Here is a 25,209-nt window from a genome sequence, read left to right as displayed (position 1 = left end):
TGCCGTCGAACCTAGCCCAACGCCGCGGGGCTCCGGTAGAAGTCGGCCGGGTCGAGGTCGGCGAGCGGGATGCGGTCCGGGGGCGGCGCGGCGACGGGCGGGTGCGCCAGCCGCAGTTCCACGGCGAGCAGCGGGCGTTCGTCGACGTGCTGGGCGAGCGCGTACAGGGTGGCCAGCACGTGCGCGCAGCGCGGGGCGCGGGTGCGGCAGGAGCAGGTGGGGTGCTGCTGGTCCGGCGGCGGGGCGATGCCGTGCGTGGGGCGCAACCGGTCGACGAGCTCGTCGGGCAGGTCGCCCGCGGCCAGTCCGGTGGTGTCGGCCTCGGCGACGAGCCGATCCGCTCCGGGCTCCCACAGCGGGAACCCCACGGCGACGCGGTGCCCGGCGACCTCGGCGCTCACCCGGCCCGGCTCGGTGGTGAGGCCGGTGACGGCGCCCTTGCGGGCGAGGCTGCGCGCCCGGGGCAGCGCCGGGTCGGGACGCGAGATCGCGGTGGTCTCGACGGTGCGGACCCACGCCGCGCCCCACGCGGTCGCGCCGAATGTCGGGATCACACGTCACCTCCGAGGTCGAGCACGGCGTGCAGTTCGTCGTCGGAGAGCTCGGCCAGCGCCGTCGCCGGATCACCGGAGACGACGTCGGCCAGCGCCCGCTTGGTCTCGTGCATCCGGGCGATGTGGTCCTCGATCGTGCCGCCGGTGACGAGGGTGTGGACGGTGAGCGCGCGGTGCTGGCCGATCCGGTGGGCGCGGTCGGTGGCCTGGTCCTCGACTGCCGGGTTCCACCAGCGGTCGTAGTGCACGACGTGCCCGGCGCGGGTGAGGTTCAGGCCGAACCCGGCGGCGCGCAGGCTCAGCACCAGCACCGGGTGCTCGTCGCGCTGGAACTCCTCGACGAGCCGGTCACGCCGGGCGCCGGTCAGCCCGCCGTGCAGGAACGGCACCGGCCGCCCGAGCAGCTCGCCGAGGTGCCGGACCAGCAGGTCACCCATCGCGCGGTACTGGGTGAACACCAGCGCGCGGTCGTCGTCGGCGGCGATCTCGGCGAGCATCTCGGCGGCGCGGTCGAACTTGCCGGAGCGCCCGGTCAGCGGTCCGTCGTCGCCGAGCCGCTGGGCCGGGTGGTTGCAGATCTGCTTGAGCGCGGTCACCAGCGCCAGCACCTTGCCGCGCCGTTCCCGGCCGCTCCCGAAGCCGGTGTCGAAGGCCTCCCGCACCGCCTCCCGGTAGAGGTGGGACTGCTCGGCGGTGACGGTGCAGGCGACCGTGGCGTGCTGCTTGGCCGGGAGTTCGGCGGTGACCTCGGCTTTCGTCCGGCGCAGCAGGTGCGGGGCGACGAGCTGGTGGAGTCGGGCGGCGGCGGTGGTGGACCCGCGCTGCTCGATCGGGACGGCGAACCGCTGCCGGAACCGGGCGCGACCGCCCAGCAGGCCCGGGTTGGTCACGCGCAGGATCGACCACAGCTCGTCGAGCCGGTTCTCCACCGGGGTGCCGGTCATCGCGATGCGGGTGGCGGCGGTGATCCGGGCGGCGGCCTTGGCCACGCGCGCGTCCGGGTTCTTGATCTGCTGCGCCTCGTCGAACACGGCGATGTCCCAGTGGCGGGCGGCCAGCGCGGTGGTGTCGGAGCGCAGCACGCCGTAGCTGGTCAGCACCACGCCCGGCTCGTCGGGCAGGGCGCGGCGCGGACCGTGGTAGCCGTGCACCGGCAGGTCGGGGGCGAACCGGGCGAGTTCGCGGCGCCAGTTGCCGACCAGCGACGTCGGGCAGACCACCAGGTGCGGGCCGGGTCGGGTGGCGAACGCGCAGATCGCCTGGACCGTCTTGCCCAGCCCCATGTCGTCGGCGAGGACGCCGCCGTCGCGCGAGCGCAGCCACGCCACGCCGTCGGCCTGGTAGGGGCGCAGCGACACGTCGAGCCGGGCGTCGCGCAGGGCTTCGCGGGTGGCGAGCACCTCGCGGAACCGGCTCAGCAGGGCCGGCGCGGCGACGATCGCGTCGCCGTCGAGGACGGCGTGCGCGGCGGGCGGCATGGTCCGGGCGAGCGCGGCGAAGGCGTCGTCCCCGGCCCCGTCGCGGGCGAGCCCGGCCGCGGTGCGCCAGGCGCGGACCGAGGCGTCGCCGTCGGCGTCGAGGGCGCTGACCGGGTCGAGCAGCCGGGCCGGGACCTCGGCGGGCACCACCCGGTCGTCGACGACGGCGGCCAGCGCGCAGGTGCCGGCGCGGCCTTCGGGCAGTCCCCGGGCGCGCAGCGCGGCGGGCACGTCGTCGACGCCCCACCACGCCAGCGCGCCTTCGGCGGGCACGAAGGTCGCCTGCAGGCGTCCGGGCAGCGCCGCCGGAGGCAGCGGTTCGGGCACAGCGGTCCTCCAGTCGCGATTCGGTGGCTTTTCGACGCTACCCGCGACGAATCGTTTCCGCCAATTCCGCAAAAGCGCTTGACAAATTCCGGGGCACTGCGTCCACGATTCGCTGACCTGCTGGTTCGCCGATTTGCGGGTATTTCTGCTCATGCGCCTCGGGGCGCTGTCGGGAACAGTGGTTCCATGCAGAATTCGCCGATGTCGACCGCGTTCTTCGTGCAATCCGTGCTGTCGTTCGCGATCGCCCTGGGGGCGGCGGCGCTCAGCGTGGTGTTCCTCCCGGTGGGCGGCTGGGTCCGCGCGTTCCTGGCCTTGGCCCTGCTCTACGTGGTCACCTCCACGTTCTCGTTGGCCAAGTGCGTGCGGGACCGGCAGGAGGCGGCGAGCGTGGTCAGCCGGGTGGACCAGGCGCGGCTGGACCGCTTCCTCGCCGAGCACGACCTGCTGATCGGGTCCAAGGCCGACGGGTAGCCGCTTTCCGGAAACTCCACGCGGTTCCTCCGCGTTGCGACCGAAATACGCTGCCCCCCAGTCGTTTCCGCACGACCGCGCACCACGACAGCGGGACGAGCGACGCCGGGACGGGTGGCCGCGGTGCGGGGAAAGGGTGATCGGGCACCGCGACCGTTGATCGATCCAGCGCCACCCCGCGACAGTAGCGGTGCGGGTCGCACGGGCCCGCGAACCCCGGATGATCGAGGAGAACACGATGCAGGACTACATCGTTCCGGAGCTGACCGAGGTCGGCGAGTTCAGCGACGACACCCTGGGCGGCTGGGGCCACGGCTGGGACTGGAACCACCGCCAGTGGCTCTGATCCGCCTCGGCTGACACCTTCCACACCGGTGCGGTGTCGCCGGGAGGCGGACCCCGGCGGCACCGCCCGTCTCGACCACGGGCCACCCTCACCGAAGAGGAGAGCACCATGCAGGACTACGTCGTTCCCGAGCTGACCGAGGTCGGCGCGTTCAGCGACGACACCCTCGGCCACGGCGGCCACGGCTGGGACCACAACCACCGCTTCGGCTGGTGGTGACCGCGGCGAGCGCCGTCCACCAGCGGTGCTCGCCCGGGCCGGGGTTCGCTCCGGCCCGCACCTGGAAACGAGGAGTGCACCGTGCACCACTACATCGGGCCGCGGCTCGCCGCAGTCGGTGATTTCGCGGCCGACACGGAGGGGATCGGCCGGATCGCCTTCGACCTCGTATTCCCGCTGTTCACCTGAGCACGCGTCGAAAGGACATCCCGTGAACGACTACATCGCGCCGGCGCTCGCCGAGGTCGGCGAGTTCAGCGAAGACACCCTGGGCTGGGGCAACACCTACTGGGACAACGCCACGGAACAGATCTGATCCCGGGCATCGAGCACGTCGGCTTCCGCGTCGGCGTGCTCGGTTCCGCGGCGGGACAACGCCGCCGGGTCCGGACACCCGCGAGCGTCCGGACCCGTTCTTGCCGTGGATGGATCAGGCGAGGAAGTAGCCCCACCAGTCCACGTGGAGCGGCAGGAGTCCGCCGAGGGTGTCGGCGCTGAACTCGCCGACCTCCTCCAGCTCAGGAGCCGTGTACTGGGTGTCCATCACAACCTCCTTCGGTGCTTCCGTTGGGCCGCAGCGATCGCTACGAGTCCAGTTTGACCGATTGTTTCCGCTGGTCAACGGCGCTGTTCGGCGACCACCCGCATCCCGCAGTGGCCTCACCCGAACCAGCTACACCGGGGCTCACCAGGTCAGCGCGGTAGGCGCATCCCGTTGCCACCGCGAGGGAATCGTCCGCACGCCGGTTCCGAGAGATCGGTATCGGCGACGATTTCCCAGCACCAGGTCCGAGTTCTCGTCGGTCGGCGCGAAAGTCACCCGGATGCCCACCGCGCCCTCCGCTCCCGGATGCCGCCGAAGCCGTGGGCGCCTTCAGATCCGGTGGAGTCCGTCGAGCACCCGGACCAGCAGTTCGGGATAGGGCGCGCGGGGCGCCGGGACGCGCGGGTGGGCTCGTCGGCGAGCGCGTCGGCCAGATCGCCGCGCATCGTGATCCAGCGCGGCGGCCGGGGCGCCGGCGCGGGACGGCACTGCTCGATGACCTGCCAGGCCGAGGTCGCTCCGACCCCCGCGCCGCCGTGGCGTCCGCCGGAGCAGCGGCGCAGGGCCCACATCCCGGCCAGCGCGGCCACCGCCAACCCGGCGGTGAGCCAGCCCGCCGCGTTCACCAGGCACCGGCCTTGCGCTGCCGGACGATCTTGTGCGCCTCGGTGTTGCACGGCGCGCAGGTGCGCCACAACCAGGCGAGCTCCGAGCGGTCGGTCTTGACGACGACCCCGCACAGCGTCTCGACCTCCGCCTGCTCCCCGCACTCGCAGCACCGAGGAGCGGTGGTGGCGTGCCGGGCACCGTCCCCGGGCACCCACCGGAACGGATGTGGTTGGTACGTCATGGTTCCCCCACTCCAGAGCACATCCAATCTGACTCTTCGTATGACACTTCAGAAGATATTGTTGATAGTGTCAGGACGACAAGACGCCCAGTAGGGTGAACAGTCAGTTTGGTGCCTGGCTCTAGGCTGATCGCCATGTCCACTGCACGTCGGCGTCAGCTCGGGTCCTGGCTGGTCAAGCTCCGCAATCGCGCGGGCCGGGACGTGGACGAGGCGAGCAGCGCCCTCGGGTGCTCCGCTTCGAAGATCCGCCACCTCGAAGCCGGACGGTCGAAGATCCGCAAGGCGGAGCTGAACATCCTGCTCGACTTCTACGGCGCACCCCCGGATGTGCGCGCGCAGTTGGAGGAAACCCGGCAGCAGGCCGAAGAACGCGGGTGGTGGCAGTCGTACCGGGTACCGGAGTGGTTCGCGCCGTTCGTGGACTTCGAGTCGTTCGCCAGCGAAGCGATCAACTTCGAACTCGATCTCGTACCCGGCTTGCTGCAAACCGAGCGCTACGCGTACGAGATCCACCGCGCAGGCCGCTACACCACGAACCCGCAAGACCTCACTCGACGCGTGAAGGCCCGCATGGCACGACAAGCGCGGCTCACCGACGAGCAGCCGATCCAACTGCGCGCCGTGATCGGCGAAGCCGCCTTGCACCGCGAGGTCGGTGGTCCCGAGGTGATGCACGAGCAGCTCGACCGGCTCATCACCTGGGGCGAGCGACCGAACATCATCGTTCAGGTGCTGCCGTTCGAAGCGGGTGCGCACGCTTCACCGAGCGGCGCCTTCGTCGTCCTTTCCTTCGACCGCCCGGAAGATGAGCCGATCGGCTTCCTGGACACACCGCTCGGCGGTCACACCGTTGACCGCGGTGAGGACGTCGCCGCTCTCCGATACGTCTTCGACGAGCTGCGCTCGGTGGCTCTCCCTGCACCGGCTTCGATGGAGAAGCTCATTACGATCCGGGAAGCACACCGACCGGCGTAAGCGAAAGGTGCGGACATGGATCTCCCCCAGGCGAGCTGGCGGAAGTCGTCACGCTCGAACTCCGGTGGCAACTGCGTCGAGGTCGGGTTCGGCCGCGACGGTGCGCGAGCCGTCCGCGACACCAAGGACCGCGCCGCCGGGCACTTCACCACCACCGGCGCGCAGTGGACCTCGTTCCTCACCGCCGTCAAGACCGGACGCTACGACACCTGAGCGTCACCCACCGGGGACCCGAGTGAGGGGCACCCTTGTCCAACATACTTGGGCAAGGGTGCCCCTCACTCAGATCAACTTCACCCGGAAGGCGCAGCGGGCTCCGTGTCGCATGAGACGACGATCACAGGCACAGTGGGTGGAACCGCGCAACCCGAGGGGAGCCCGCATGGCGCAACTGATGTCGGAGCCGGTGAGCATCGCGTTCGACGGACACGCCCTGGACGGTGATCTGGTCATCCCGGAGGCGGCGAGATCGGTGGTGCTGTTCGCGCACGGTTCGGGCAGTTCCCGGCACAGCGGCCGGAACCGCTCGGTGGCCGAGGCCCTGCAGGGTGCCGGGTTCGGCACCCTGCTGATGGACCTGCTCACCGAGGACGAAGCCCGCCTCGACCAGCGCACCCAGCACCTGCGCTTCGACATCGACCTGCTCGCCGGGCGGCTCGGCGCCGCGCTCGACGCCCTGGGCGAGTGGGACGCCACCCGGTCGATGGGCGTCGGGCTGTTCGGGGCGAGCACCGGGGCCGCCGCGGCGCTCAAGGTCGCCGCGCGCCGGGACGGGCGGATCGGCGCCCTGGTGTCCCGAGGCGGTCGGCCCGACCTCGGCGGCGCGGAACTCTCCGACGTGCGGGCCCCGACGCTGCTCATCGTCGGCGGCTCCGACCGCGAGGTGCTGAACCTGAACCGGCAGGCCGCCGAGATGCTGACCTCCGCGCGGATCGAGATCGTGCCCCGCGCGACGCACCTGTTCGAGGAGCCCGGGGCCCTGGAGCAGGTCTCCTCGCTGGCCGCCGGGTTCTTCAAGGAGCACCTGGGCGCGAGCGTGCCGCGCCCCACCGGCCCGGACGGCGGCCACTTCAAGCCGCCCGAACCGCGCCGCCGCCCACCCCGCTGAGCAGGTCCTCGCGGCACACCGCCGGACGTACCGCGCGCACCGACGAGCGGGGGCGGGCGAAGCCGTCGGAGCCCGGACCACCGCGGTCCGCGGATGCGTTCGGGCACCGACGAGCGGGCGCGGGTGACCTACCGGGGCATCCGCCGCCAGATCGGTTGCGGGACGAAGCGCATCGCGGCGAACACCCAGCGCAGGATGCCCGGCACCCACACCTCGCGGCGCCCGCGTTCGATGGCCCGCACCGCCGCGTCGGCCACCTGGTCCGGCGTGCTCGACCACGGCGCGGGGTCCATCCCGGTGGTCATCCGGCCGATCACGAAGCCCGGCCGCACGGTGACCAACCGGACCCCGCTGCCGACCAGCGCGTCGGCCAGCCCGCTGGCGAACCCGTCCAGCCCCGCCTTCGCCGAGCCGTAGACGTAGTTCGCCCGGCGCACCCGCACGCCCGCCACCGAGGAGAACACCAGCAGGGTGCCACTGCCGCGCTCGCGCATCCGCTGGGCGAGCAGGGTCAGCACGTTGACGTGCGCGAGGTAGTCGGTGTGCACGATCCGCACCGCGTGCGCCGCGTCGGATTCCGCGCGCGCCTGGTCGCCGAGGATGCCGAACGCGGTCACCGCGACGTCGACCGGTCCCGCCTCGTCCAGCACCCGCGCGTGGTCGTCGAGGTCGTCGGCGTCGAACTCGACCCGCGACACCTCGGTCGCCCCCGCCGCCCGCAGCCGCTCCGCGGGCTCGTCGAGCTCACCGCTGCGGCGCGCCGCCAGCACCACCTTCCGGTGCCCGCGCCGCACCAACCGCAGCGCCACCTCCAGGCCGATCTCGCTCCGGCCGCCCAGCACCAGCACCGTCCCGCTCATCCCGGCAGTGTCCCAAGCCGCGACCACCGCGCCCGACGCAGCCCGCACAGCCCAGCCACGACCGGGCGTCACCCGCCGTAGCACCAGGTGAGGGGCACCCTTGTCCAACATAGGCCGCTTTCGTCAATGGCCTGCGTGGCGATGCGGGTGGCGGAACCTCAGCGGTCCCCTCGCTGCGCCGATCACCTCGTGATGTACCCACGACGTACCCGGCGTCGGCGCTGTCCTCGCGAGAAGACCGCTGAGCGGTCACGTCCGAGCACGGGCCGCGGTGCCGGTTGACGGCCGCACCGCATGCGGCTCCGCCGCATACTGAGAAGACCCTGGCTCGGGCAAGGGTGCCCTCACTTTGGGAAGAACCACCCGGGCGAGTGCCCCATCGGCATGTCGGATCGGGAGCGCAGGCGGTCGCCCGCCCGGCCGTGCCGCGCCGCGCCGCGGAAACCATCTGAAAACCATGATCAAAAAGGCTCTTCCTCTGCGCCGCGGCGGCATCTAACCTTGTTGCCGACTTCCCTCCCGACCCGAACGGACCACGATGGCACGCACCGAGCCGACGATCGACACGACCAAGCCAAGCATCGCCCGCGTCTACGACGCGTTCGTCGGCGGCAAGGACAACTTCGAGGCCGACCGGGAGGTCTACCACCAGGTCCTGCGCCTCGCGCCGGAGGCCGCGGAAGTCGGGCGGGATTGCCGCGCCTGGCTGATCCGGGTGGTGCGGTTCCTGGCCGGGCACGCGGGGATCGACCAGTTCCTCGACCTCGGCTCGGGGCTGCCCACGGCGGAGAACACCCACCAGGCGGCGCAGCGGCTCAACTGCGAGGCGCGGGTGGTCTACGTGGACAACGACCCGTCGGTGGCCGCGCACGGCCGGGCGCTGCTGGAGGAGAACGAGAACACCCGCTTCGCGGTGGCCGACCTGCGCAACCCGGAGGAGATCCTCGCCGATCCCGTGGTGACCCGGCACCTGGAATTCGACCGGCCCATCGGCCTGATCCAGTGCAACACGCTGCACCACGTCACCGACGACGAGCGGCCGGCCGACCTCATGCGCACCTACGTCGACGCGCTGGCGCCGGGATCGTTCGTGGCGATCTCGCACCTGCACAACCCGGGCGACGGCAGCAGGCGCGCCGAGCTCGCCGCGGAATCGCAGGAGAAGTTCAACGCGCTGATGGGCAGCTGCTACTACCGCAGCCGCGAGGCGATCGAGGCGATGTTCCACGAGCTCGAACTGATCGAGCCCGGCTTGGTGCATCCGTTCGAGTGGTGGCCGGACGGTCCCCGGCTGACCCCGGCATCCGACGGCGCGCACCTGCTCCTGGGCGGCGTCGCCGTCAAGCGCTGAGCACCGTCGGGCGGGGCCTCGGTGAGCGGGCCCCCGCCCGACAGGAGGTCACTGCGGCTGCCTGCTGGTCCACACCCGCATCGCGTGCTCGACGAGCCCGATCAGCGTCCGCTTGGTCGATTCCCGGTCCCGCGCGTCGCACGGACCGATCGGCACCTCCGGCCCGATCGCCATCGCCTCGCGGATCTGCTCCACCGAGTGGAGCATCTGGCCGTCGAAGCAGTTCACGCCGACCAGGTAGGGCAGCCCGCGGTCCTCGAAGAAGTCGATGGCCGAGAAGGAATCGGCCAGCCGCCGGGTGTCCACCAGCACGACCGCGCCGATCGCGCCCTTGACCAGGTCGTCCCACATGAACCAGAACCGCTGCTGCCCGGGGGTTCCGAACAGGTACAGGATGAGGTCCGAGGCCAGCGAGATGCGGCCGAAGTCCATCGCGACGGTCGTCGTCTGCTTGTCCGGTGTCGCGTCGAGGTTGTCCACGCCCCGGCTCGCCTCGGTCATCACCGCTTCGGTGGTCAACGGCACGATCTCCGAGACGGAGCCGACGAACGTCGTCTTGCCGACGCCAAAACCACCGGCGATCACGATCTTCGCCGAGGTGGTGCCACCCCGACTTTCCGCCTGCGGCGGCACCGGGCCACCGCGCGACGCGCTAAAGCCGACGGAGTCCACTCAACACCCTTTCCATCAACACCATGTGTGGTGCGCTGCCGCTTTCGCTCACGGTCTGGTGCACGATCACCAGACCCAGTTCGGCCATGTCCGCCAAGACCACCCGCGCGACGCCGATCGGAACCGACAGCAGTGCCGCCACCTCGGCCACCGAGCGCGGCTGCCTGCACAGCTCGGCGATCGACTGGTGCTCCAGCCGGACCGCGGCCCCGTGCCAGTAGGCATCGCCGGTGCTGACCAGGGTTTCGATTTCCAGCGCGTAGTTCGAGCGGGTCCGGCCACCGGTCCAGGTGTAGGACCGGATGCTGGAGGCGACTTCGACCTCGTCCTGGCGCGGATCGGTCTCGGACCGGTCGGCCGGAGCGGACTCCGCGCTCCGGTGGCGGTCGTCCGCCTGGTCCTCCCTCCGCTTCCTGCGTTTGCTGCCGAACGTGAAGCCGTTGAGCACTTCGGCGAAAGCGTCGTCCCCGGATCTGTCCGAGTCACCACGCCCCGATGGATTCGCGCGTCTGCTCATGGTGGCCTCACACCAGATGGCTCTGCAGGTGCGAGCGGAGCTCTGGGGTGAGCATTTGCCCGACCCGCTCGACCAGCATGGTCATCTCGTAGGCGATCAACCCCATATCGCACTGCGGCGCGGCGAGGACCGTGAGGCACGAACCGTCGCTGATGCCCATCTGCAGCAGGGTACCCCGGTCCATTTCGACGACCGTCTGCACGACCTCCCCCGCCTCGAAGCAGGTCGCCGAGCCCTGGGTGAGGCTCAGCAGACCCGAGGCCACGGCCGCGAGCTGATCGGCGCGATCACCGGGCAGCCGCGCCGAGGAGGTCAGCAGCAGGCCGTCGGCGGAGACCACGACCGCGTGCGCCACGCCTGCCACGCGCTCGGTGAAGTCGGTGATCAGCCAGCCGAACCGGCGGGACATCATCTCCTGGGCAGTCATGCAACCTCCTGTTCATCGCCGGGACGGCCTAGGTCGTGCTCATTCGGCATCTGTCGCCCGGTGTCGGCCTCGGCTGGAACCGCTCTGGAAATCCGCCAGCCGCCCCCGCATCTGCTCCGGATCGCGCTGGAAGAGGCTGCCGGAACCGCCGCCGGAGCCCGTGCCCGAGCCCCCGCCGACGCTGCCGGGCACCAGGTGCGCCTTGGGAACCCGGCGGGGCAGCCCGGCGTTGGTGAACTCGTCCGGCTGCGGGTTGGCCGCCGCCTCCGCCGCCTGCCGCGCGTCGTCGGCGGCGAAATTCCACGCGTCCAGCCCGAAGGATGCGGGCTCCTCCGCGGCGGGTTCCTCCGCGGGGGGCTGCTCGGCGCCGTTGAGGCGTCCGAAGTGGACGCCGTTGTTGGCTTCGGCGATCTGCTTGCTGATGTCCCCGGGACTGCGGGAGTCGCGCGGTTCCCGCTGCGGCAGGCCCGACTCGGTGCGCTGCTCGTCGGGCTGGTCGGTCGGCCACTGGAAGTCGCCCTCGGACGCCGGCATCGCGGGCTGGAACCACTCCGAGGTGCTCGCCGGCGGGGCCGGGGCGCGCGGCGGCTCGGGCCGCGGCTCCGGCTCGGGCTGCGGCTCCGGTTGCGCGCTGGGCCACGCGGGCGCCGCGTCGATCGGAGCGTCGAACAGGTGCGCCGTCGGGCTGTCCTGCACGTCCGGGGGCACCGACGGCGCGAAGAGGTCGTTCCTGGGTTCGGGTTCCCGCCACGGCGATTCGACGCCGTCGTAGCCGTTCGTCCGCCCCTGGTGCGTCGGTTCCGGGGCCGACACCTGCGGGAACGCCGGGAACGCGGGCTCCGGCGCCTGCTGCGTCGGGACCGACGGCGTGCTGAACAGACCGAGCCCCGGCATCGACGGGATCGAGCGCTCGGCCGCCCCGGCAGGCGGGTTCTGGGACATCACGTGCTCGGCGGGGATGACCACGGTGGCCCGCACGCCTTCGACGTCGCTGCCGCCGTGCAGCTCGATGGTGACGCCGTGCCGGGCGGCCAACCGGCCGGCCACGAACAGCCCCATCCGGCGCGAGGACGCGATGTCGTCCTCGTCGACGTCGGCGAGCCGCTGGTTGGCCGAGTCGATGGCCTCGTAGGTCATGCCGATGCCCTCGTCGAGCACGTCGAGCACGACGCTGCCGTCCCCGGCCTGGTACCCCGACACCGTCACGGAGGTCTCCGGCGAGGAGAAGTTCGCCGCGTTGTCGAGCAGTTCGGCGACCAGCCGCACCAGGTCGCTGGCGGTGTTGCCGCGCAGCAGGATCGACGGCGGCGGCTGCACCACCACCCGCGGGTACTGCTCGATCTCCGACACCGCGGCCCGCAGCACGTCGGCCAGCTCAGTGGGCCGGCTGAACCGCCGGGCCAAGTCGCTGCCGGAGAGCACCATCAGGTTCTCGTTGTTGCGCCGCATCCGGGTCGCGAGGTGGTCGAGCTGGAACAACCGGCTGAGCTGGTCGGGGTCCTGCTCGTCCTGCTCCAGCTCCTCGAACAACCGGAGCTGGCGTTCCAGCAGGCTCTGGCTCCGCCGGGAGACGCCGACGAACACGTCGCTGTAGCCGCGGCGCAGCTCCGCCTGCTCCGAGGCGAGCCGCAGCGCCTGCGCGTTGACCTGGTCGAACGCCCGCGCCACCTGGCCGACCTCTTCGCTGGTGGTGACCGGCACCGGGGTGACCGCCGCGGTGCCGGAGCCGCCGTGCCGGATCGCGACGACGGCGTCGGGCAGCTCGTGCTCGGCCGAGTCCAGCGCACTGCGCCGCAGTTGGCGCAGCGAGCCGAGCAGCTGCCTGCTGATCAGGACGATCATCGCGGTGGCGGCCAGCAGCGCCGCGAGCAGCCACACGGAGTCCCACCCGGCCGCGTCGCTGGCCTCGTCCTCGAACTGCGCGGCCAGCTCCCGGACCTCGGCGGCCAGGTCGTCGTGACCGTCGTCGATGAGCGCGACCGAGTCCTCCGAGCGCTGGTTCCACTGCTCCCGGGTGACCGAGAAACCACCGGTGAACTCATCGTCGGAGCTCTCCCCGATGATGCGCGCCAGCATCGCGTTGCGGTCGGCGATGGCGGGACCGGCCACCGTGGCGTCCAGCCGCTCCTGCCAGCGCGCGGCGACGGTGGCGCGGGCCTCGCTGATCTTGTTCAGCAGCCGGGCGCGCGAGCCGAGCAGGGCGTTGAGCGCGTCCGGGCGCATCGTGCCGTCGGTGAGGCCGGTCAGCACCCAGGCCTGCTGGATGCGGACCTCCTCCATCATGGCCAGCACGTCCTGCAGCGCGGTCGCCGAGCTCGACAGCCGCGGGTCGGCCACGGTGCTGGTCAGCGCCCGGTCCAGGGACATCACGCCGGTGACCACCGCGCTGTACTGGCCGATCACCTGCCCCGGGTCGATCTGCCGCTGCGCCACCCGCTCGCGCAGCGCGCCCAGCCCGTCGAGCATCGGCCGCAGTTCCTCGTAGCGGTCGCCGACCACCGGGCTGAACTCCGCCGGGCCCGCGAAGACCTGGTGCAGTTCGGCTTCCGCGCGGTCGGAGGCGGCCACCAGCTGCTGCGCCGAGGGGGCGTCACCGACCAGGTACTCGACCGACCGGGTGCGCTCGCGCTGCAACGCGAGCAGCATCGGTTCGATCCGGTCGACCGCGTCGAGCACCTGGGCCACCCGGTCGAATTCGGCGGCCCGGTCGACCTGCCACCGGATCTGCCCGATGCCGAGGCTGATCGCGAAGATCACCGGCACCAGCACCACGGCGGCCAACTTCGTCGGCAACGACCAGTTCCGCCATTGCAGCAGCGCATCCCGGCGACGAGCGCTCACCGGCGGCCTCCCCACCGCACCGACGGCGCGGTGCTCGGCCGGTGCCTCCTCGTCGGGCTCATGGTCAACGAACGGCGCATGCGTGCGATCCCGCAATCGTCGTCTGGGTTGGTCTGGAACGAAATCCAGTCGCGATCGAGCCCCACAGCGCGGACTCGCCAGACGCGCCGCCGCGGCGCGGACGGGCATTCCGGACACACACGGTTGCCGTCGCCGGCCCTTCTCGATCCACCGACTGTCTTTCAGTGCCACGCACTATAGAGGCCCGGCCCGCGGAAAGCACCGGGGGCTTTTTCGGCATTCGCTTCCCCCGAACAGCCCACGTCACCATGTGTGGTCGGCCCGCGCGGTGTCGATCCGCCCCATTTTCACCCTTTCAGCCGCGCTACGGCCATTCGGACCAATGGCGGACCTGCGGAGATTCCGACGGGAGCCGGGTCCGACCTCGTGCCACGCTGTTGACCTGCCAGTACCGCACAGTAACCGAACGCGTTCGACGTTTCCGAATCGTGACCGACCCGGACGCCCGCGACGACCGAGCGGGAGGCAAAATCGGCGTGCGCTGGTGGCGATCACCACACTGTCGGGACGGCTCGCGAGGTGGTTAGAATTCCCCGCCGGCGGTCACCACCCTGTTGGTCAACCGTACACTTCCAGGAAGGATGCATGAGCAACGCAACGCAATCTGCGCTGCGCGGCAAGCCCCGTGACCAGGCCGGAAAAACGCGGACGACCTTCGGCGGAATCGACAAGAGCTCAGTGCGGCAGAGCGACGCACCGGTCGATTTCACCGCGATCCAGCAGAGCGCTGAATTCCAGGCGCTCCGGCGCCGGGTGAAATGGTTCGTTTTCCCCGCGACGGCGTTTTTCCTGATCTGGTACCTCAGCTACGTCGCGCTGGCCGCCTACGCTCCGGAATTCATGGCCACCCCGGTGTTCGGCGAGGTCAACGCCGGGCTGCTGCTCGGCATCGGCCAGTTCGTCACCACCGTGGCCCTGACGTCGCTCTACGTGGCCTTCGCCCAGCGCCGCGTCGACCCCGCGGTGGACGAGATCCGCCGCAACGCCGGTGGTGCCGACCGATGACCGAAACCACCGTCCTCCCCGAGGACAGCACGCTGCTCAACACCGTGATCTTCGCGGGCTTCGTGCTGGTCACGCTCTTCGTCGTCTACCGGGTGAGCAGTCAGCGCACCTCCAGCGACTACTTCGCCGCCGGCGGCCGGTTCACCGGTGCGCAGAACGGCATCGCGCTCTCCGGCGACTTCCTGTCCGCCGCCTCGTTCCTCGGCATCGCCGGGGCGATCGCGGTGCACGGCTACGACGGCTTCCTGTACTCCATCGGCTTCCTGGTGGCCTGGCTGGTCAACCTGCTGCTCATCGCCGAACGGGTCCGCAACACCGGCCGCTTCACGATGGGCGACGTGCTCAGCTTCCGGATGCGCCAGCGCCCGGTGCGGGCCGCCGCGGCGGTGTCCACGCTGGCCATCACCTTCGTCTACCTGATCGCCCAGATGGCGGGCGCGGGCGGGCTCGTCGCGCTGCTGCTCGGCGTGCACAGCACGGGCGGGCAGGCGATCGTGATCGCCGTCGTGGGCTTGGTGATGATGGCCTACGTGCTCATCGGCGGCATGAAGGGCACCACCTGGGTGCAGATCATCAAGGCCACCATGCTGCTGCTGGCGGTCGCGCTGATCACGATCTTCCTGTTCGGCAAGTTCGGCTACGACTTCACCGCCCTGCTCACCGAGGCCGCCGCGAACAACCCGAACGGGCGGGACATCCTCGGCCCCGGCCTGCTCTACGGCGGATCGGACCTGGAGCACCTCGACTTCCTGTCGCTGTCGCTCGCCCTGGTGCTCGGCGTCGGCGGGCTGCCGCACGTGCTGATGCGCTTCTACACCGTGCCCAACGCCCGCGAGGCCCGCCGATCCGTCGTGTGGGCGACCTGGTCGATGGCGGGTTTCTACCTGTGCACCCTGGTCATCGGCTTCGGCGCCGCCGCGCTGGTGGGCTCCGAGGCGATCGTGAACGCCCCGGGCGGCGAGAACTCCGCCGCCCCGCTGCTGGCCTACGAGATCGGCGGCACCGTGATGCTGGGCGTCATCTCCGCGGTGGCGTTCGCGACGATCCTCGCCGTGGTCGCCGGGCTGACGCTGACCGCATCGGCCTCCTTCGCCCACGACATCTACGCCAACGTGCTGCGCCGGGGCAAGACCGACTCGGACCAGACGGTCAAGGTGGCGCGGATGACCGCGCTGGTCATCGGGGGCATCTCGATCCTCGGCGGCATCCTGGTCAACGGGCAGAACATCGCGTTCCTGGTCGGGCTCGCCTTCGCCTTCGCCGCCTCGGCGAACCTGTCGACCCTGCTGTTCGCGCTGTTCTGGCGGCGGTTCAACACCACCGGGACGCTGTGGGGCATCTACGGCGGGCTCGGCGCGTGCCTGCTGCTCGTGGTGTTCTCCCCGGTGGTCTCCGGCGCACCGGAGGCGATCCTGCCCGATGTGGACTTCGCCTTCTTCCCGCTGAAGAACCCCGGCATCGTGTCCATCCCGCTGTCGTTCCTGTTCGCGATCATCGGCACGTTCGTCGGCAAGGAGCGGCCCGACCCCGAGCGGCTGGACGAGATGGAGGTCCGCTCGCTCACCGGGATCGGCTCGCGCGGCGCCTGATCCGGCCAGGGCCGGTGGCCTCCCGCGCCACCGGCCCTGTTCGGAGCGGGTCGATGTTGGCCGCGCTCCCCCACAGGAGCACCGCGTTCCCCCGCGCGGCGGGATTTCCCGTCGCGGCCGGTCACCACCGCGCCACCCACAAGCGCATTACCCTTCGGCGCACTGCGCTCGGTTTGCCCCCCGAATAACATCGGAAACACGCCCGATGCGGATCAACGCGATACCCGCGGAATTCGCTTCCGCGATCCATCGGGCACTGGGGGGTTCATAAAATGATACGTGTCATTCGGAACGGGTTGATCGCCGTCGCCATCGCCGCGGCACTGCCCACGACGGGCCTGGGCACGCAGGCGTTCACGCTGGCCATGGAGCTGAAGGAAGACATCGCCGCTGCGGCTGACCGGGTGGCGAGCAATTGGATCACGGACTTCACCGCACCCGGGGTGCGCCTTCGCGAAGCAGCCGGGACCGGATCGGCGATCGTCGGCCACGGCAATCCGGGAGACGGTCTCACCACGCACCAGAAGGTCATCGGCGAACCGGTGCGGTGCCCGGACGGAACCACCAATTCGGAATGGTTCGAAATCACCAATGCCCGCACGTCGGCGAAGGGATTCGCCTCGGCCTGCCACCTCGGCTAGAAGTCCTGCTCGGAGGCGTTCGGCCGGAACCGGCGCAGGTGCACGTGCCTGGCCAGCCGGATCACCGGCCGGATCGCCAGCTCCACGCTGCCCAGCAGGAACAGCACGGTCCCGGCGGTCGCGGTGGCCTCGTCGAAGAACAGGACGCTGCCCGCCGCGAACCACAGCGCGATCAGGAAGTCGTTGATGATGCTCAGCACCTCGTAGCGGCGCCGGATCAGCAGCTCCTCGTGGCCGATCCGGATCGTCAGCGAGTTCGCGGGCTCAGGCATCCACCGAGTGTCGGTGCGGGCCGGACCGCGCGCACGACGCACGTCGGCGCAGGTGGAGGGGTCAGGCTACGGAGCGGGCCACCGCGCGCCCGACCTGGCGGCCGGAGAACAGGCAACCACCGAGGAAGGTGCCCTCCAAGGCCCGGTACCCGTGCAGCCCGCCACCGCCGAATCCGGCGACCTCACCCGCGGCGTACACGCCCGGCAGCGGCGTGCCGTCGGCGCGGAGCACGCGCCCGTCCAGGTCGGTCTCCAGCCCGCCGAGGGTCTTGCGGGTCAGCAGCGACAACCGCACCGCGACCAGTGGTCCGGCGGCCGGGTCGAGCAGCTCGTGCGGCTCGGCCACCCGGATCAACCGGTCCACCGCGTACCGCCGGGCCGTGCGGATCGCGTTGACCTGCTCGTCCTTGCCGAGCCCCGAGGCGACCTGGCGGTCCCGCGCGCGGATCTGCCGCTCCAGCGCCGCCGGGTCGACCAGCTCCGAGCCGGCCAGCTCGTTCATCCCGCGCGCCAGCGCCGCCGGGGTGCGCCGGACGACGAAATCGAGTCCCTTGCGGAGGAACTCGGCGATCGGGCCGGGCGTACCGCCGCCGGCGCGCTGGGCCAGCAACCGCAGGCTGCGCCCGGTCAGGTCGGGGTTCTGCTCGGAACCCGACAGCGCGAACTCCCGGCTGATGATCTTGCGGTTGAGCACGAACCAGGTGTGGTCGTGGCCGGTCCCGACGATGTGCCGCATGGTGCCGAGGGTGTCGAAACCCGGGAACAGCGGTGCCGGCAGCCGCCGGCCGGTCGCGTCCAGCCACAGCGACGACGGACCGGGCAGGATGCGGATGCCGTGCTCGCTCCACACCGGGGAGTGGTTGCGGATGCCCTCGGTGTAGTGCCACATCCGGTCCGGGTTGATCACCAGGCCACCCGCCTCCGACACCACCTCCAGCATCCGCCCGTCGACGTGGTCGGGCACCCCGGAGATCATCCGGCGCGGCGCCGGACCGGCCTCGGTCGGCCAGTTCCGCCGCACCAGGTCGAGGTTGCCGCCGATGCCGCCGGAGGTCACCACCACGGCCTGCGCGCCCAGCTCGAAGTCCCCGACCACCTCGCGCGAACTCCGCTCACCGCGCGCGGCACCGCTGGGCGCCAGCACCTCACCGCGCACGCCGGTGACCACGCCACCGGAGGTGGTCACACCGCTGACCCGGTGCCGGAAGCGCAGCTCGACGAGCCCGCTCTCCTGCGCCGCGCGGACCCGGCGCAGGAACGGTGCCAGCACGCCCGGGCCGGTGCCCCAGGCGATGTGGAAGCGCGGCACCGAGTTGCCGTGCCCGGTGGCCAGGTACCCGCCGCGTTCGGCCCACTGCACCAGCGGGAAGAACCGCACGCCCTGCCCGGACAACCAGGCGCGCTTCTCCCCGGCGGCGAAGTCCACGTACGCCTCCGCCCACCGCCGCGGCCAGCGGTCCTCGGGGCGGTCGAAGCCGGCCGAGCCGAGCCAGTCCTGCCACGCCAGCTCGACGGAGTCGTCGACCCCGAGCCGCCGCTGCTCCGGGGAACCGACGAAGAACAGCCCGCCGAACGACCAGTGCGCCTGCCCGCCCAGGGAGGACTCCGGCTCCTGGTCGAGCACCACGACGCGCCGTCCGGCATCGGCCAGCTCCGCCGCGGCGACCAGGCCCGCGAGCCCGGCGCCCACCACGATGACATCAGCGATCCGCGCCATTGCCGACCCTCCGTCCTCGGTGACCGGGATCGACTGTACCCGGCGCGCACGCGCTGTTCCGAGGGCTTTTTCGTGCAGTTTTCGCGGATTTTTCGAGGAATTGCACCCGGTCGGGGTGTATCCGATGAATGTGCTGGCGCCGCGATCACGTCTTCGGGAATCTTGCCCCATCGGGCCCGTTCCGGTCCGTTCCGCGAAATCCCCGCTAGGGAAGGAGTTCCCGCATGTCCACGTGCGCCACGAACCAGGAGACCACCCGCCGCGCCGCGATCCGGGGGCACCGCTCGCCCGGCCTCGCGACCGGCCTGCGGCAGTTGCTCACCGCCCTGGTGCTCGCCCTCGCCGCCGTGCTGATCAGCAGTCCGACCGTCCACGCAGGACAACCGGAGACCCCCTGTCCCGCGCAGACGTTCTGCGCGTGGTCCGGGTCCGGGCACGTCGGGCGCAGCCATCACGCGGAGGTACCGGGCACGGTGCTGGAGCGGTGCGTCGCGCTGCCGAAGGAGCTCGAAGCGCAGTCGTTCATCAACAACACCGGTCGCCCAGTCACCGTCTACCAGGACCCCACCTGCGCGACGGAAGCGGAGTTCGCCACGTTCCCGACGGGCTCGCACGTGCCCGAAGCGTCGTACGTGGCCCGGGCGATCCAGATCTGGACGCACTGAGGACTCCGCCGGACCCGAACCGCTCGTGCGGGCGCGCATCGTTCCGGCGGTCCGGGGCCGGTGCTCAGCCGGCGAGCCGACGCATCAGCTCCAGCAGGCGGGCGGCGGACGACGCCCAGGTGAACTCCGCCGCCTGCCCGCGGGCCGACTCGACGAGCCGGTCCCGGACCTGCGGATCGACGACCTCGCGCACGGCGGCGGCGAAGCCCTCCGCCGAACCCGGGTCGAAGAACGCCGCGTGACCGCCGGTCACCTCGTGGAAGATCGCCAGGTCGCTGCACACCACCGGGGTGCCCGCGTTCATCGCCTCGATGATCGGCAGGCCGAAGCCCTCGTCCCGGGAGGCCGTGACCAAGGCCGCGGCCCCGCCGAGCAGCTCCAGGTAGTCGGCCTCGCTGATCCCGCGCCAGAACACCACGTCCGCACCGGCGGGCAGCAGCGCGCGCAGTTCCGCTTCCCGCCGGGGCACGATCCGGCTCACCAGGTGCAGCCGGTGGCCAGGAAGGAAAGCCATGCCCTCGATCAGGGTTTCCACGTTCTTGTACGGCATGAACGACCCCATGTACACGAGGTCGCACCGCTGCCCCGGCGCCGCGGCCTGGTCGCTCCGCTCGGCCGGAGCGCGGTCCACCGCCGTCGCGCCGGAACCGTCGCCACCGGCGGTCCGGGAACGCGCCCCGCCCCCGGACGACGGCGCGACGGCATCGGTCGGCCCGGCGCCCTCCGCTCGGGGTCCGGTCCCCGGCCCAGTTCGGGACGGCCCAGCGTCCATCAATTCAGCGCCCGTCGGCCCGGCGTCCGTCGGCTCGACGTCCGTCGGCTCGACGTCCGTCGGATCGGCGTCCGTCGGATCGGCGACTGCGGGGGCGTCGATCCCGGTCGGCGCGGCGGCGGTCAGGTCGTCGGCCTCCGGTGCCGCGACCGAGGTCGCGTCGTCGTCCGATGTGGACGGCGGGCTGGGTGCGTTGGGGACGACGGTGATCGGTCGGCGGGTGAGCCGGTGCTCGGCCATCAGCGTCCGGGTCGTCTCGCTCACCGTGACCACCGCATCGGCGCGGTCGAGCATCACGCGCTGCGGCCAGAACGCCTTGTGGTACAGCCGCCAGGCCAACCGCACCGGAGCGGGGAGGAAGCCCGGCGGATCAGGGTGCCGGTAGTAGATCAAGTCGTGGAGGGTGAGGATGAGCCGGTACCGGCGGCGGAAACCGCCGATGATCTGCAACGGGCTGAACACCACGTCGGCCCCGAGCCGGTTGAGCGTGCGGGACAACCAGAGCTCGCGCGGGGAGAACGGGCTGTTCACCTTGACGTGCGGCACCCCGCTGGGCAGCAGCGCGAGCTGGCGCTCGTCGTGGATCAGCATCGTCACGGGATGGAGGTGGTGCAGTGCCTCGATCAGGCTGGCGCCGTAGCGGCTGATGCCATCGTGGGTGTCGGTGCGGGTCCAGCGCGCGTCGACGACCACCGTCATCGTGTCGGCGCGGTCGGACGCCGCGTCGTCGGTCCCCGCGTCGTAGCCCGGTGCGCCCTCGGATGCCGTGCCATCGGAAGCCGTGCCACCGAGGGCCGGGTCGCCGAGGGCCGGGTCGCCGAGGGCCGGGTCGCCGGGCGCCGGGCCACCGGCCGGTGTGCGGTCAGGTCCCGGGTGGCCGACCGACGCATCACCGGGGGCAATGTCGTCGGAGGCCGGGTGCTCGGGCGGGGTTCCGCCGGGGGCAGCGCGGTTCATGCTTCTCCGAGGAACTCGGTGATGGCTCCGGCCGCCGCCTCGGGGGTCTCGTAGTGCACGAGGTGCCCGACGTCGGGCAGCACGACGAGCTTCCCGCGCGGGATGCGGGCGGTCAGCACCCGCTGCCCGTCCACCGGGGCGATGTCGTCGGTGGCCCCCGCGATCAGCAGCACGGGCATCCGCAGCGCGGCGGCGTGATCGGCGACGGTGTGCGACACGGAGGCGTCGAAGGTCTCGCTGAGCACCTCCGGGCTGTGGAAGCTGCTGAAGTGCTGGAGGTGGCTGCTGTCGATGAAGGCGCGCAGCCGCGCGTCCTTCGTCCGCGTCATGGCGCGGCTGGCGCCGAGCACGATCAGCCGGTGGGACAGCAGAGCGGTGCCCAGCCGGTCCGGCAGCGCCTTGCCCACCGCGTAGTAGCCCGCGGTGAGCTTGGACAGCAGCACCCGCGGTCCGCGCAGCGCGGGCGTCGCGATCGGGTTGACCAGGACCAGCCGGTGCACCAGCTCCGGATGCTCGGCGGCCACCCGGGCGGCGACGATCGAGCCGAAGGAATGACCCAGCAGCACCACGGGCCGTTCCCGCCCGCCGAGGTGCTCGATCAGCTCGGCGATCACCCGCGCGTACCCGGCCACGTCGTGCCGCCCGGTGGTCAGCGGGCCGGAGGCGCCGTAGCCGGGCAGGTCCGGGATCACCACGTTGCGGTCCGGCAGGCCGTCCGCGATCAGCTCGAGGCCGTGGTGGGTGCCGCGCAGGCCGTGCACCATCACGACCGGAGTCCCGTCCGCGTCCGGCGGGAGGTCGACGTCCGTCCGGGAGCCGACGTCCGGTGCCGCCGGAGCGGCGTCGCCGCCCGGGCGGCCGGGCGCGGTCGCCGCACCGTCCGCGGTCACCCCGCCCGCGGCCACGGGCGCCGTGACCTCACCGGACGGCGCGGCGGTGGCCCGGGCGCGCTCCGCAGGGCGCGGTGCCGTGACCTCGGCGTCGTGCCGGCGCACGTCGGTCGCCGGGCCGCCGGCCGCGAGCGCATCGCGGTAGCTCCAGTAGTGCACGTCCGCACCGCCGAGACGGCAGGTGCGCTCCACGGGATCGGAGGTGGTCATCTCAGCTCGCCAGTTCGGTGCGCAGCTCGTCGAGCTCGGCCATGTCGTCGGGGTCGATCGCGTGCCGGTAGATCGACTCGAACCGGCCGAGCACGACGTCGATGTCGTGCTGGGAGACGAGGTGCTGGCTCGCCGCGCCCATCCGGTCGATGGTCGCCCGGTCGTCGAGCACGTCGTCGATGGCGCTGGCCAGCGCGTGGACGTCGCGCGGCGGGTAGAGCCACCCGTTTTTGCCGGGCTTGACCAGGTGCGGCAGCGCCATCGCGTTGGCCAGCACCACGGGCGTGCCCGCGGACATCGCCTCCATGGTGGCGAGGCTCTGCAGCTCGGCGATGCTGGGCATGCAGAACAGGTCCGCGCGCGCATAGGCGTCCAGCAGCTCGTCCTCGTCGACGTACCCGGCGAAGTGGACCCGGTCGGCGACGCCGAGTTCGGCCGCGAGCTCCTCGAACGCGGCCCGCCGCGGACCGTCACCGACGATCTCCAGCCGGGTCGGGGCGTCGGTGCGCAGCAGCGACATCGCCCGCAGCAGGTCGTCGATGTGCTTCTCCTCGTCGAGGCGCCCGACGAACAGCACGGTGCGGGTGGTGCCGTCGGGCTGCTGCGCGCGGTAGGCCTCGGCGCGGCGCCGGTACAGCTCGACGTCCATGCCGCAGGACACCGGCACCGCCCGGTCGGTGAAGCCGTTGTCCTGCAGCAGCTGCACCGCGCGCGGCGTGGGCGCGGTGACCAGGTGCGCCTTGCGGTAGTGCTTGACCAAGTGGTCCCACAACAACCGGGCGGCGGCCTTCTGCAGCATGCCGGGCACCTTGAAGTACCCGAAGATGTTCTCCGGCATGAAGTGGTTGGTGGCCACCAGCCCGATGCCCCGCTTGCGCGCCGCGTTGATCAGGCCGCGGCAGATGAAGAAGTGCGACTGCACGTGCACCACGTCGGGCTGCAGGTCCTCGAGGAGCTGGTCGGCCTCGGCGGCCGCGCGCCACGGCGGGCAGAACCGGATCGCGGGGTGGACCGGCGTCCGGTACGAACCGACGCGGTGCACCGTGACCCCGTCCTCCACCTGCGTCGTGCTCTCACCGGTCGCCGAGTGGCAGATGACGTGCACGTCGTGGCCGCGCCGCGCCATGCCCACGGCGAGGCGGTGCCCGAAGTTCGCTGCCCCGTTCACGTCGGGCGGGTAGGTCACCGCGCCGACCACGATGCGGAGCGAGCGCCGGCTGAACGGTTGCGAAGTCAAGGGGAACTCCCGTCAGGACGATCTGTCGAACTCGGTCCGGACAGCCCACTGCTGCCGGCCACGGTGGCGGGTACTCGTCGTTCCTTGGTCTCGGGGTGGTACCTGGCGAGGGCGAACACGCCCAGGCAGGCCACCACCGCGCAGCCGATCTCGCCGACGGCGGTCCAGGTGCCGACCTCGTCGGCCTCCCCGAGCAGGCCGATGCCCAGGCCGACGGCCACCAGCGGATCGATCACGGTCAGGCAGGCCACCACCAGCTCGGGCGGCCCGCTGGCGTAGGCGTGCTGCAACAGCCAGCCGCCCAGCACCACCGCCACCGGGATGCCCAGCAGCGGGAGCGGGTTGATGTCCAGCAGCTCGATGGTCCGCAACTGCTGGCTGACCGCGCGCACCAGCAGCGACACGTACGCGTAGGCCACCGCGCACGCCGCCGCGAACAGGACGCAGCGGACCTTGGAGCGGGTCAGCGCCGCCAGCACGCCCAGCACGAGGACGGCGCCCGCCACCAGTTGGGTCGCCGTCATCTGGGCGTCCTGCGACACCGCGGTCGCCTTCGCGCTGCCCGCCGCGAGGAACACGAACGCGGCGACCCCGCTCGTAGCGGCCGCCACGGAGAAGAACACCTGGGCGTCCAGGTCGCGCACCCGGGTACCGGAACTCCGCAGGCTGAGCAGCACGGTGATCGGCAGCGCCAGCACGCCCACCGGTTGCACCACCGACAGCGGCGCCAGCCCCAGCGCCACCGCGTGCAGCAGGGTGCCGCCGCCCAGCGAGAGCAGCCCGAGCAGCCAGCGCGAGTTGCGCACCAGCCGCGCCTGCGAGCGCAGGCCGAAGCCCTGGTCGCCGATGGTGTCGTGGACCGCTCCGTGCTGCATGCGGGCGCCCGCTGCTTGCCCGATGGCCCCGAGCGCGGCGAGCAGCACCGCCAGCGCGGTCATCGCGGACCACGCCCGGCGTCGGGCGATCGGTGGAGCACGGTGGGGTCAGCCCTCTTCGGCGTACGGCGGAATCGTCCGGCTGCCGAACACCCTAGTGCGTGGATCACGGCGCTCGTCGAAACCGAACCCGATCGCGGGCCGCCCCGCCCGGGTCGGCGACGCGCCTCTGGGCCGTTCACCGGCGTCACTCGCCTTCGCTGCTCGTCCACACACATCAATCTCGCGTCTCGTACGGGGTACCCACATCCGGGGATCGACCCCTGATTACCCCGAGACGTTCCAGGGGCCGCCCCGGGACTACCCGGGCTCGCGCTGACCGGCGACGACGGCACGACCGCACCGCGCTCACCTCCCAGCACCGGGCACCGAGCCGGCACGCGGGCCAGGGTGACCCCGCTCGATGAACAGGAGCCGACGTCCCGCCGAATCGGCGCGGAAGAACCCGCGCTGGACCACCGCGTCGACGCACGGCGCGCCGGACGCCACCGCGCGTGCGTGCGCGCTGCCCGCCGGATACACGTGCCCGACTCTAGAACAACGGTGCCGCCTGCTTTTCACGGAATGCACAAACGCCACTCCCTGTCCCTCCACCCCGAGGATATGCGGAGCGCGGCTTTCCCCGGCCCTTTCCCGCGAAACCGCTCCGAACAGCGGTATGGCGAAAAAGAAGATCAACTCGATGCGGTGAC

The 25,209-nt window shown here is 71.6% G+C and carries 28 protein-coding genes; 12 read left to right on the top strand and 16 right to left on the bottom strand.

The window, feature by feature from the left end; genetic code table 11:
• Positions 1 to 11 precede the first annotated feature (11 nt).
• Complete coding sequence (locus tag ACQP0T_RS03275; RefSeq protein ID WP_433871228.1) at positions 12 to 554, bottom strand: hypothetical protein; 543 nt, start codon at positions 552 to 554, stop codon at positions 12 to 14.
• Positions 551 to 2,359, bottom strand: a complete 1,809-nt coding sequence (locus ACQP0T_RS03270) for a DEAD/DEAH box helicase (protein ID WP_433871227.1) — start codon at positions 2,357 to 2,359, stop codon at positions 551 to 553. The genes ACQP0T_RS03275 and ACQP0T_RS03270 overlap by 4 nt, the downstream gene beginning before the upstream one ends.
• Positions 2,360 to 2,560: 201 nt before the next feature.
• On the opposite strand from ACQP0T_RS03270, the gene ACQP0T_RS03265 reads away from it, so the two are divergent.
• From ACQP0T_RS03265 to ACQP0T_RS03250, 4 genes are all read left to right on the top strand, one after another.
• On the top strand, positions 2,561 to 2,833 hold the full coding sequence (locus tag ACQP0T_RS03265) for a YiaA/YiaB family inner membrane protein (protein ID WP_433871226.1): 273 nt from the start codon (positions 2,561 to 2,563) through the stop codon (positions 2,831 to 2,833).
• A gap of 238 nt (positions 2,834 to 3,071) precedes the next feature.
• On the top strand, positions 3,072 to 3,179 hold the full coding sequence (locus ACQP0T_RS03260; protein ID WP_433871225.1) for a lasso RiPP family leader peptide-containing protein: 108 nt from the start codon (positions 3,072 to 3,074) through the stop codon (positions 3,177 to 3,179).
• Between the two features lie 108 nt (positions 3,180 to 3,287).
• The gene (locus ACQP0T_RS03255; protein WP_433871224.1) at positions 3,288 to 3,398 is read left to right on the top strand and encodes a lasso RiPP family leader peptide-containing protein; all 111 of its coding nucleotides are present in this window, start codon (positions 3,288 to 3,290) and stop codon (positions 3,396 to 3,398) included.
• Positions 3,399 to 3,609: 211 nt separating this feature from the next.
• Entirely contained in the window at positions 3,610 to 3,714 is a 105-nt protein-coding gene (locus ACQP0T_RS03250) for a lasso RiPP family leader peptide-containing protein (protein ID WP_433871223.1), read from the top strand.
• A 114-nt stretch (positions 3,715 to 3,828) separates the two neighbouring features.
• Here ACQP0T_RS03250 and ACQP0T_RS03245 read toward each other — a convergent pair whose 3' ends face one another.
• The 3 genes from ACQP0T_RS03245 to ACQP0T_RS03235 form a co-directional block, all read right to left on the bottom strand.
• Positions 3,829 to 3,942 (bottom strand): lasso RiPP family leader peptide-containing protein, encoded by a 114-nt coding sequence (locus ACQP0T_RS03245; RefSeq protein ID WP_433871222.1) that lies wholly within the window; start codon positions 3,940 to 3,942, stop codon positions 3,829 to 3,831.
• 272 nt (positions 3,943 to 4,214) lie between these two features.
• Positions 4,215 to 4,568, bottom strand: coding sequence for a hypothetical protein (locus ACQP0T_RS03240; protein WP_433871221.1), 354 nt, complete (start codon positions 4,566 to 4,568; stop codon positions 4,215 to 4,217).
• Positions 4,565 to 4,792: a zinc finger protein gene (locus ACQP0T_RS03235; protein WP_433871220.1), complete on the bottom strand. Its 228-nt coding sequence runs from the start codon at positions 4,790 to 4,792 to the stop codon at positions 4,565 to 4,567. Before ACQP0T_RS03235 ends, ACQP0T_RS03240 begins: the two co-directional genes overlap by 4 nt.
• Positions 4,793 to 4,927: 135 nt before the next feature.
• Between ACQP0T_RS03235 and ACQP0T_RS03230 the strand changes: the two genes are divergently transcribed.
• From ACQP0T_RS03230 to ACQP0T_RS03220, 3 genes are all read left to right on the top strand, one after another.
• On the top strand, positions 4,928 to 5,770 hold the full coding sequence (locus ACQP0T_RS03230; protein WP_433871219.1) for a helix-turn-helix domain-containing protein: 843 nt from the start codon (positions 4,928 to 4,930) through the stop codon (positions 5,768 to 5,770).
• Positions 5,771 to 5,785: 15 nt separating this feature from the next.
• Positions 5,786 to 5,983 (top strand): DUF397 domain-containing protein, encoded by a 198-nt coding sequence (locus ACQP0T_RS03225; RefSeq protein WP_433871218.1) that lies wholly within the window; start codon positions 5,786 to 5,788, stop codon positions 5,981 to 5,983.
• 169 nt (positions 5,984 to 6,152) lie between these two features.
• Positions 6,153 to 6,878 carry a dienelactone hydrolase family protein gene (locus ACQP0T_RS03220; protein WP_433871217.1) on the top strand — a complete coding sequence of 242 codons (726 nt, stop codon included), beginning with the start codon at positions 6,153 to 6,155 and terminating at the stop codon, positions 6,876 to 6,878.
• 128 nt (positions 6,879 to 7,006) lie between these two features.
• Here ACQP0T_RS03220 and ACQP0T_RS03215 read toward each other — a convergent pair whose 3' ends face one another.
• The gene (locus tag ACQP0T_RS03215) at positions 7,007 to 7,738 is read right to left on the bottom strand and encodes a decaprenylphospho-beta-D-erythro-pentofuranosid-2-ulose 2-reductase (RefSeq protein WP_345367299.1); all 732 of its coding nucleotides are present in this window, start codon (positions 7,736 to 7,738) and stop codon (positions 7,007 to 7,009) included.
• Positions 7,739 to 8,276: 538 nt separating this feature from the next.
• Here ACQP0T_RS03215 and ACQP0T_RS03210 point away from each other — a divergent pair.
• Positions 8,277 to 9,089, top strand: coding sequence for an SAM-dependent methyltransferase (locus ACQP0T_RS03210; RefSeq protein WP_433871216.1), 813 nt, complete (start codon positions 8,277 to 8,279; stop codon positions 9,087 to 9,089).
• Between the two features lie 48 nt (positions 9,090 to 9,137).
• Here ACQP0T_RS03210 and ACQP0T_RS03205 read toward each other — a convergent pair whose 3' ends face one another.
• The 4 genes from ACQP0T_RS03205 to ACQP0T_RS03190 form a co-directional block, all read right to left on the bottom strand.
• Positions 9,138 to 9,761, bottom strand: coding sequence for a GTP-binding protein (locus ACQP0T_RS03205; RefSeq protein ID WP_369774887.1), 624 nt, complete (start codon positions 9,759 to 9,761; stop codon positions 9,138 to 9,140).
• Positions 9,742 to 10,209, bottom strand: a complete 468-nt coding sequence (locus ACQP0T_RS03200; protein WP_345367305.1) for a DUF742 domain-containing protein — start codon at positions 10,207 to 10,209, stop codon at positions 9,742 to 9,744. Before ACQP0T_RS03200 ends, ACQP0T_RS03205 begins: the two co-directional genes overlap by 20 nt.
• A gap of 76 nt (positions 10,210 to 10,285) precedes the next feature.
• Positions 10,286 to 10,705, bottom strand: a complete 420-nt coding sequence (locus ACQP0T_RS03195; protein ID WP_345367307.1) for a roadblock/LC7 domain-containing protein — start codon at positions 10,703 to 10,705, stop codon at positions 10,286 to 10,288.
• A gap of 39 nt (positions 10,706 to 10,744) precedes the next feature.
• Positions 10,745 to 13,546 carry a nitrate- and nitrite sensing domain-containing protein gene (locus ACQP0T_RS03190; RefSeq protein ID WP_433871215.1) on the bottom strand — a complete coding sequence of 934 codons (2,802 nt, stop codon included), beginning with the start codon at positions 13,544 to 13,546 and terminating at the stop codon, positions 10,745 to 10,747.
• Positions 13,547 to 14,212: 666 nt separating this feature from the next.
• On the opposite strand from ACQP0T_RS03190, the gene ACQP0T_RS03185 reads away from it, so the two are divergent.
• The 3 genes from ACQP0T_RS03185 to ACQP0T_RS03175 all read left to right on the top strand — a co-directional run bounded on the left by ACQP0T_RS03185 (position 14,213) and on the right by ACQP0T_RS03175 (position 16,862).
• Positions 14,213 to 14,632, top strand: coding sequence for a DUF485 domain-containing protein (locus ACQP0T_RS03185; protein WP_345367311.1), 420 nt, complete (start codon positions 14,213 to 14,215; stop codon positions 14,630 to 14,632).
• Positions 14,629 to 16,221, top strand: coding sequence for a solute symporter family protein (locus tag ACQP0T_RS03180; protein WP_433871214.1), 1,593 nt, complete (start codon positions 14,629 to 14,631; stop codon positions 16,219 to 16,221). The genes ACQP0T_RS03185 and ACQP0T_RS03180 overlap by 4 nt, the downstream gene beginning before the upstream one ends.
• Before the next feature lie 296 nt (positions 16,222 to 16,517).
• Positions 16,518 to 16,862: a hypothetical protein gene (locus ACQP0T_RS03175; protein ID WP_345367315.1), complete on the top strand. Its 345-nt coding sequence runs from the start codon at positions 16,518 to 16,520 to the stop codon at positions 16,860 to 16,862.
• Here the strand turns inward: ACQP0T_RS03175 and ACQP0T_RS03170 are convergent.
• Both ACQP0T_RS03170 and ACQP0T_RS03165 read right to left on the bottom strand, forming a co-directional pair.
• Positions 16,859 to 17,134 (bottom strand): YrhK family protein, encoded by a 276-nt coding sequence (locus ACQP0T_RS03170; protein ID WP_433871213.1) that lies wholly within the window; start codon positions 17,132 to 17,134, stop codon positions 16,859 to 16,861. The two genes, ACQP0T_RS03175 and ACQP0T_RS03170, sit on opposite strands and share 4 nt — an antisense overlap.
• Before the next feature lie 61 nt (positions 17,135 to 17,195).
• Positions 17,196 to 18,851, bottom strand: a complete 1,656-nt coding sequence (locus ACQP0T_RS03165) for an FAD-binding dehydrogenase (protein WP_433871212.1) — start codon at positions 18,849 to 18,851, stop codon at positions 17,196 to 17,198.
• Between the two features lie 224 nt (positions 18,852 to 19,075).
• Between ACQP0T_RS03165 and ACQP0T_RS03160 the strand changes: the two genes are divergently transcribed.
• On the top strand, positions 19,076 to 19,516 hold the full coding sequence (locus ACQP0T_RS03160; protein WP_433871211.1) for a peptidase inhibitor family I36 protein: 441 nt from the start codon (positions 19,076 to 19,078) through the stop codon (positions 19,514 to 19,516).
• Between the two features lie 64 nt (positions 19,517 to 19,580).
• Here the strand turns inward: ACQP0T_RS03160 and ACQP0T_RS03155 are convergent, their stop codons facing one another.
• From ACQP0T_RS03155 to ACQP0T_RS03140, 4 genes are read right to left on the bottom strand one after another with little or no spacing between them, the layout of a single operon-like run.
• Positions 19,581 to 21,245 carry a glycosyltransferase family 4 protein gene (locus tag ACQP0T_RS03155; protein ID WP_433871210.1) on the bottom strand — a complete coding sequence of 555 codons (1,665 nt, stop codon included), beginning with the start codon at positions 21,243 to 21,245 and terminating at the stop codon, positions 19,581 to 19,583.
• A complete protein-coding gene (locus ACQP0T_RS03150) occupies positions 21,242 to 22,345 on the bottom strand; it encodes an alpha/beta fold hydrolase (protein ID WP_433871209.1) in 1,104 nt (367 codons plus the stop codon). Before ACQP0T_RS03150 ends, ACQP0T_RS03155 begins: the two co-directional genes overlap by 4 nt.
• Before the next feature lies 1 nt (position 22,346).
• Entirely contained in the window at positions 22,347 to 23,582 is a 1,236-nt protein-coding gene (locus tag ACQP0T_RS03145) for a glycosyltransferase (RefSeq protein WP_433871208.1), read from the bottom strand.
• Positions 23,579 to 24,520 carry a hypothetical protein gene (locus tag ACQP0T_RS03140; RefSeq protein ID WP_433871207.1) on the bottom strand — a complete coding sequence of 314 codons (942 nt, stop codon included), beginning with the start codon at positions 24,518 to 24,520 and terminating at the stop codon, positions 23,579 to 23,581. Before ACQP0T_RS03140 ends, ACQP0T_RS03145 begins: the two co-directional genes overlap by 4 nt.
• Positions 24,521 to 25,209 lie beyond the last annotated feature (689 nt).

Origin of the sequence: Saccharopolyspora sp. CA-218241 (assembly GCF_050954615.1) — a bacterium.
In the GTDB taxonomy this organism is placed as follows: Bacteria; Actinomycetota; Actinomycetes; order Mycobacteriales; family Pseudonocardiaceae; genus Saccharopolyspora; species Saccharopolyspora cebuensis.
This window is presented reverse-complemented; position numbering and strand designations above follow the sequence as displayed.

Coding starts and splice junctions, on each gene's coding strand:
- ACQP0T_RS03165 (WP_433871212.1), bottom strand. CDS start 18,851: ATGGCGCGGATCGCTGATGTCATCGTGGTGGGCGCCGGGCTCGCGGGC.
- ACQP0T_RS03230 (WP_433871219.1), top strand. CDS start 4,928: ATGTCCACTGCACGTCGGCGTCAGCTCGGGTCCTGGCTGGTCAAGCTC.
- ACQP0T_RS03260 (WP_433871225.1), top strand. CDS start 3,072: ATGCAGGACTACATCGTTCCGGAGCTGACCGAGGTCGGCGAGTTCAGC.
- ACQP0T_RS03225 (WP_433871218.1), top strand. CDS start 5,786: ATGGATCTCCCCCAGGCGAGCTGGCGGAAGTCGTCACGCTCGAACTCC.
- ACQP0T_RS03185 (WP_345367311.1), top strand. CDS start 14,213: ATGAGCAACGCAACGCAATCTGCGCTGCGCGGCAAGCCCCGTGACCAG.
- ACQP0T_RS03160 (WP_433871211.1), top strand. CDS start 19,076: ATGTCCACGTGCGCCACGAACCAGGAGACCACCCGCCGCGCCGCGATC.
- ACQP0T_RS03215 (WP_345367299.1), bottom strand. CDS start 7,738: ATGAGCGGGACGGTGCTGGTGCTGGGCGGCCGGAGCGAGATCGGCCTG.
- ACQP0T_RS03220 (WP_433871217.1), top strand. CDS start 6,153: ATGGCGCAACTGATGTCGGAGCCGGTGAGCATCGCGTTCGACGGACAC.
- ACQP0T_RS03255 (WP_433871224.1), top strand. CDS start 3,288: ATGCAGGACTACGTCGTTCCCGAGCTGACCGAGGTCGGCGCGTTCAGC.
- ACQP0T_RS03155 (WP_433871210.1), bottom strand. CDS start 21,245: ATGAACCGCGCTGCCCCCGGCGGAACCCCGCCCGAGCACCCGGCCTCC.
- ACQP0T_RS03180 (WP_433871214.1), top strand. CDS start 14,629: ATGACCGAAACCACCGTCCTCCCCGAGGACAGCACGCTGCTCAACACC.
- ACQP0T_RS03195 (WP_345367307.1), bottom strand. CDS start 10,705: ATGACTGCCCAGGAGATGATGTCCCGCCGGTTCGGCTGGCTGATCACC.
- ACQP0T_RS03140 (WP_433871207.1), bottom strand. CDS start 24,520: ATGACCGCGCTGGCGGTGCTGCTCGCCGCGCTCGGGGCCATCGGGCAA.
- ACQP0T_RS03150 (WP_433871209.1), bottom strand. CDS start 22,345: ATGACCACCTCCGATCCCGTGGAGCGCACCTGCCGTCTCGGCGGTGCG.
- ACQP0T_RS03235 (WP_433871220.1), bottom strand. CDS start 4,792: ATGACGTACCAACCACATCCGTTCCGGTGGGTGCCCGGGGACGGTGCC.
- ACQP0T_RS03170 (WP_433871213.1), bottom strand. CDS start 17,134: ATGCCTGAGCCCGCGAACTCGCTGACGATCCGGATCGGCCACGAGGAG.
- ACQP0T_RS03210 (WP_433871216.1), top strand. CDS start 8,277: ATGGCACGCACCGAGCCGACGATCGACACGACCAAGCCAAGCATCGCC.
- ACQP0T_RS03265 (WP_433871226.1), top strand. CDS start 2,561: ATGTCGACCGCGTTCTTCGTGCAATCCGTGCTGTCGTTCGCGATCGCC.
- ACQP0T_RS03245 (WP_433871222.1), bottom strand. CDS start 3,942: ATGGACACCCAGTACACGGCTCCTGAGCTGGAGGAGGTCGGCGAGTTC.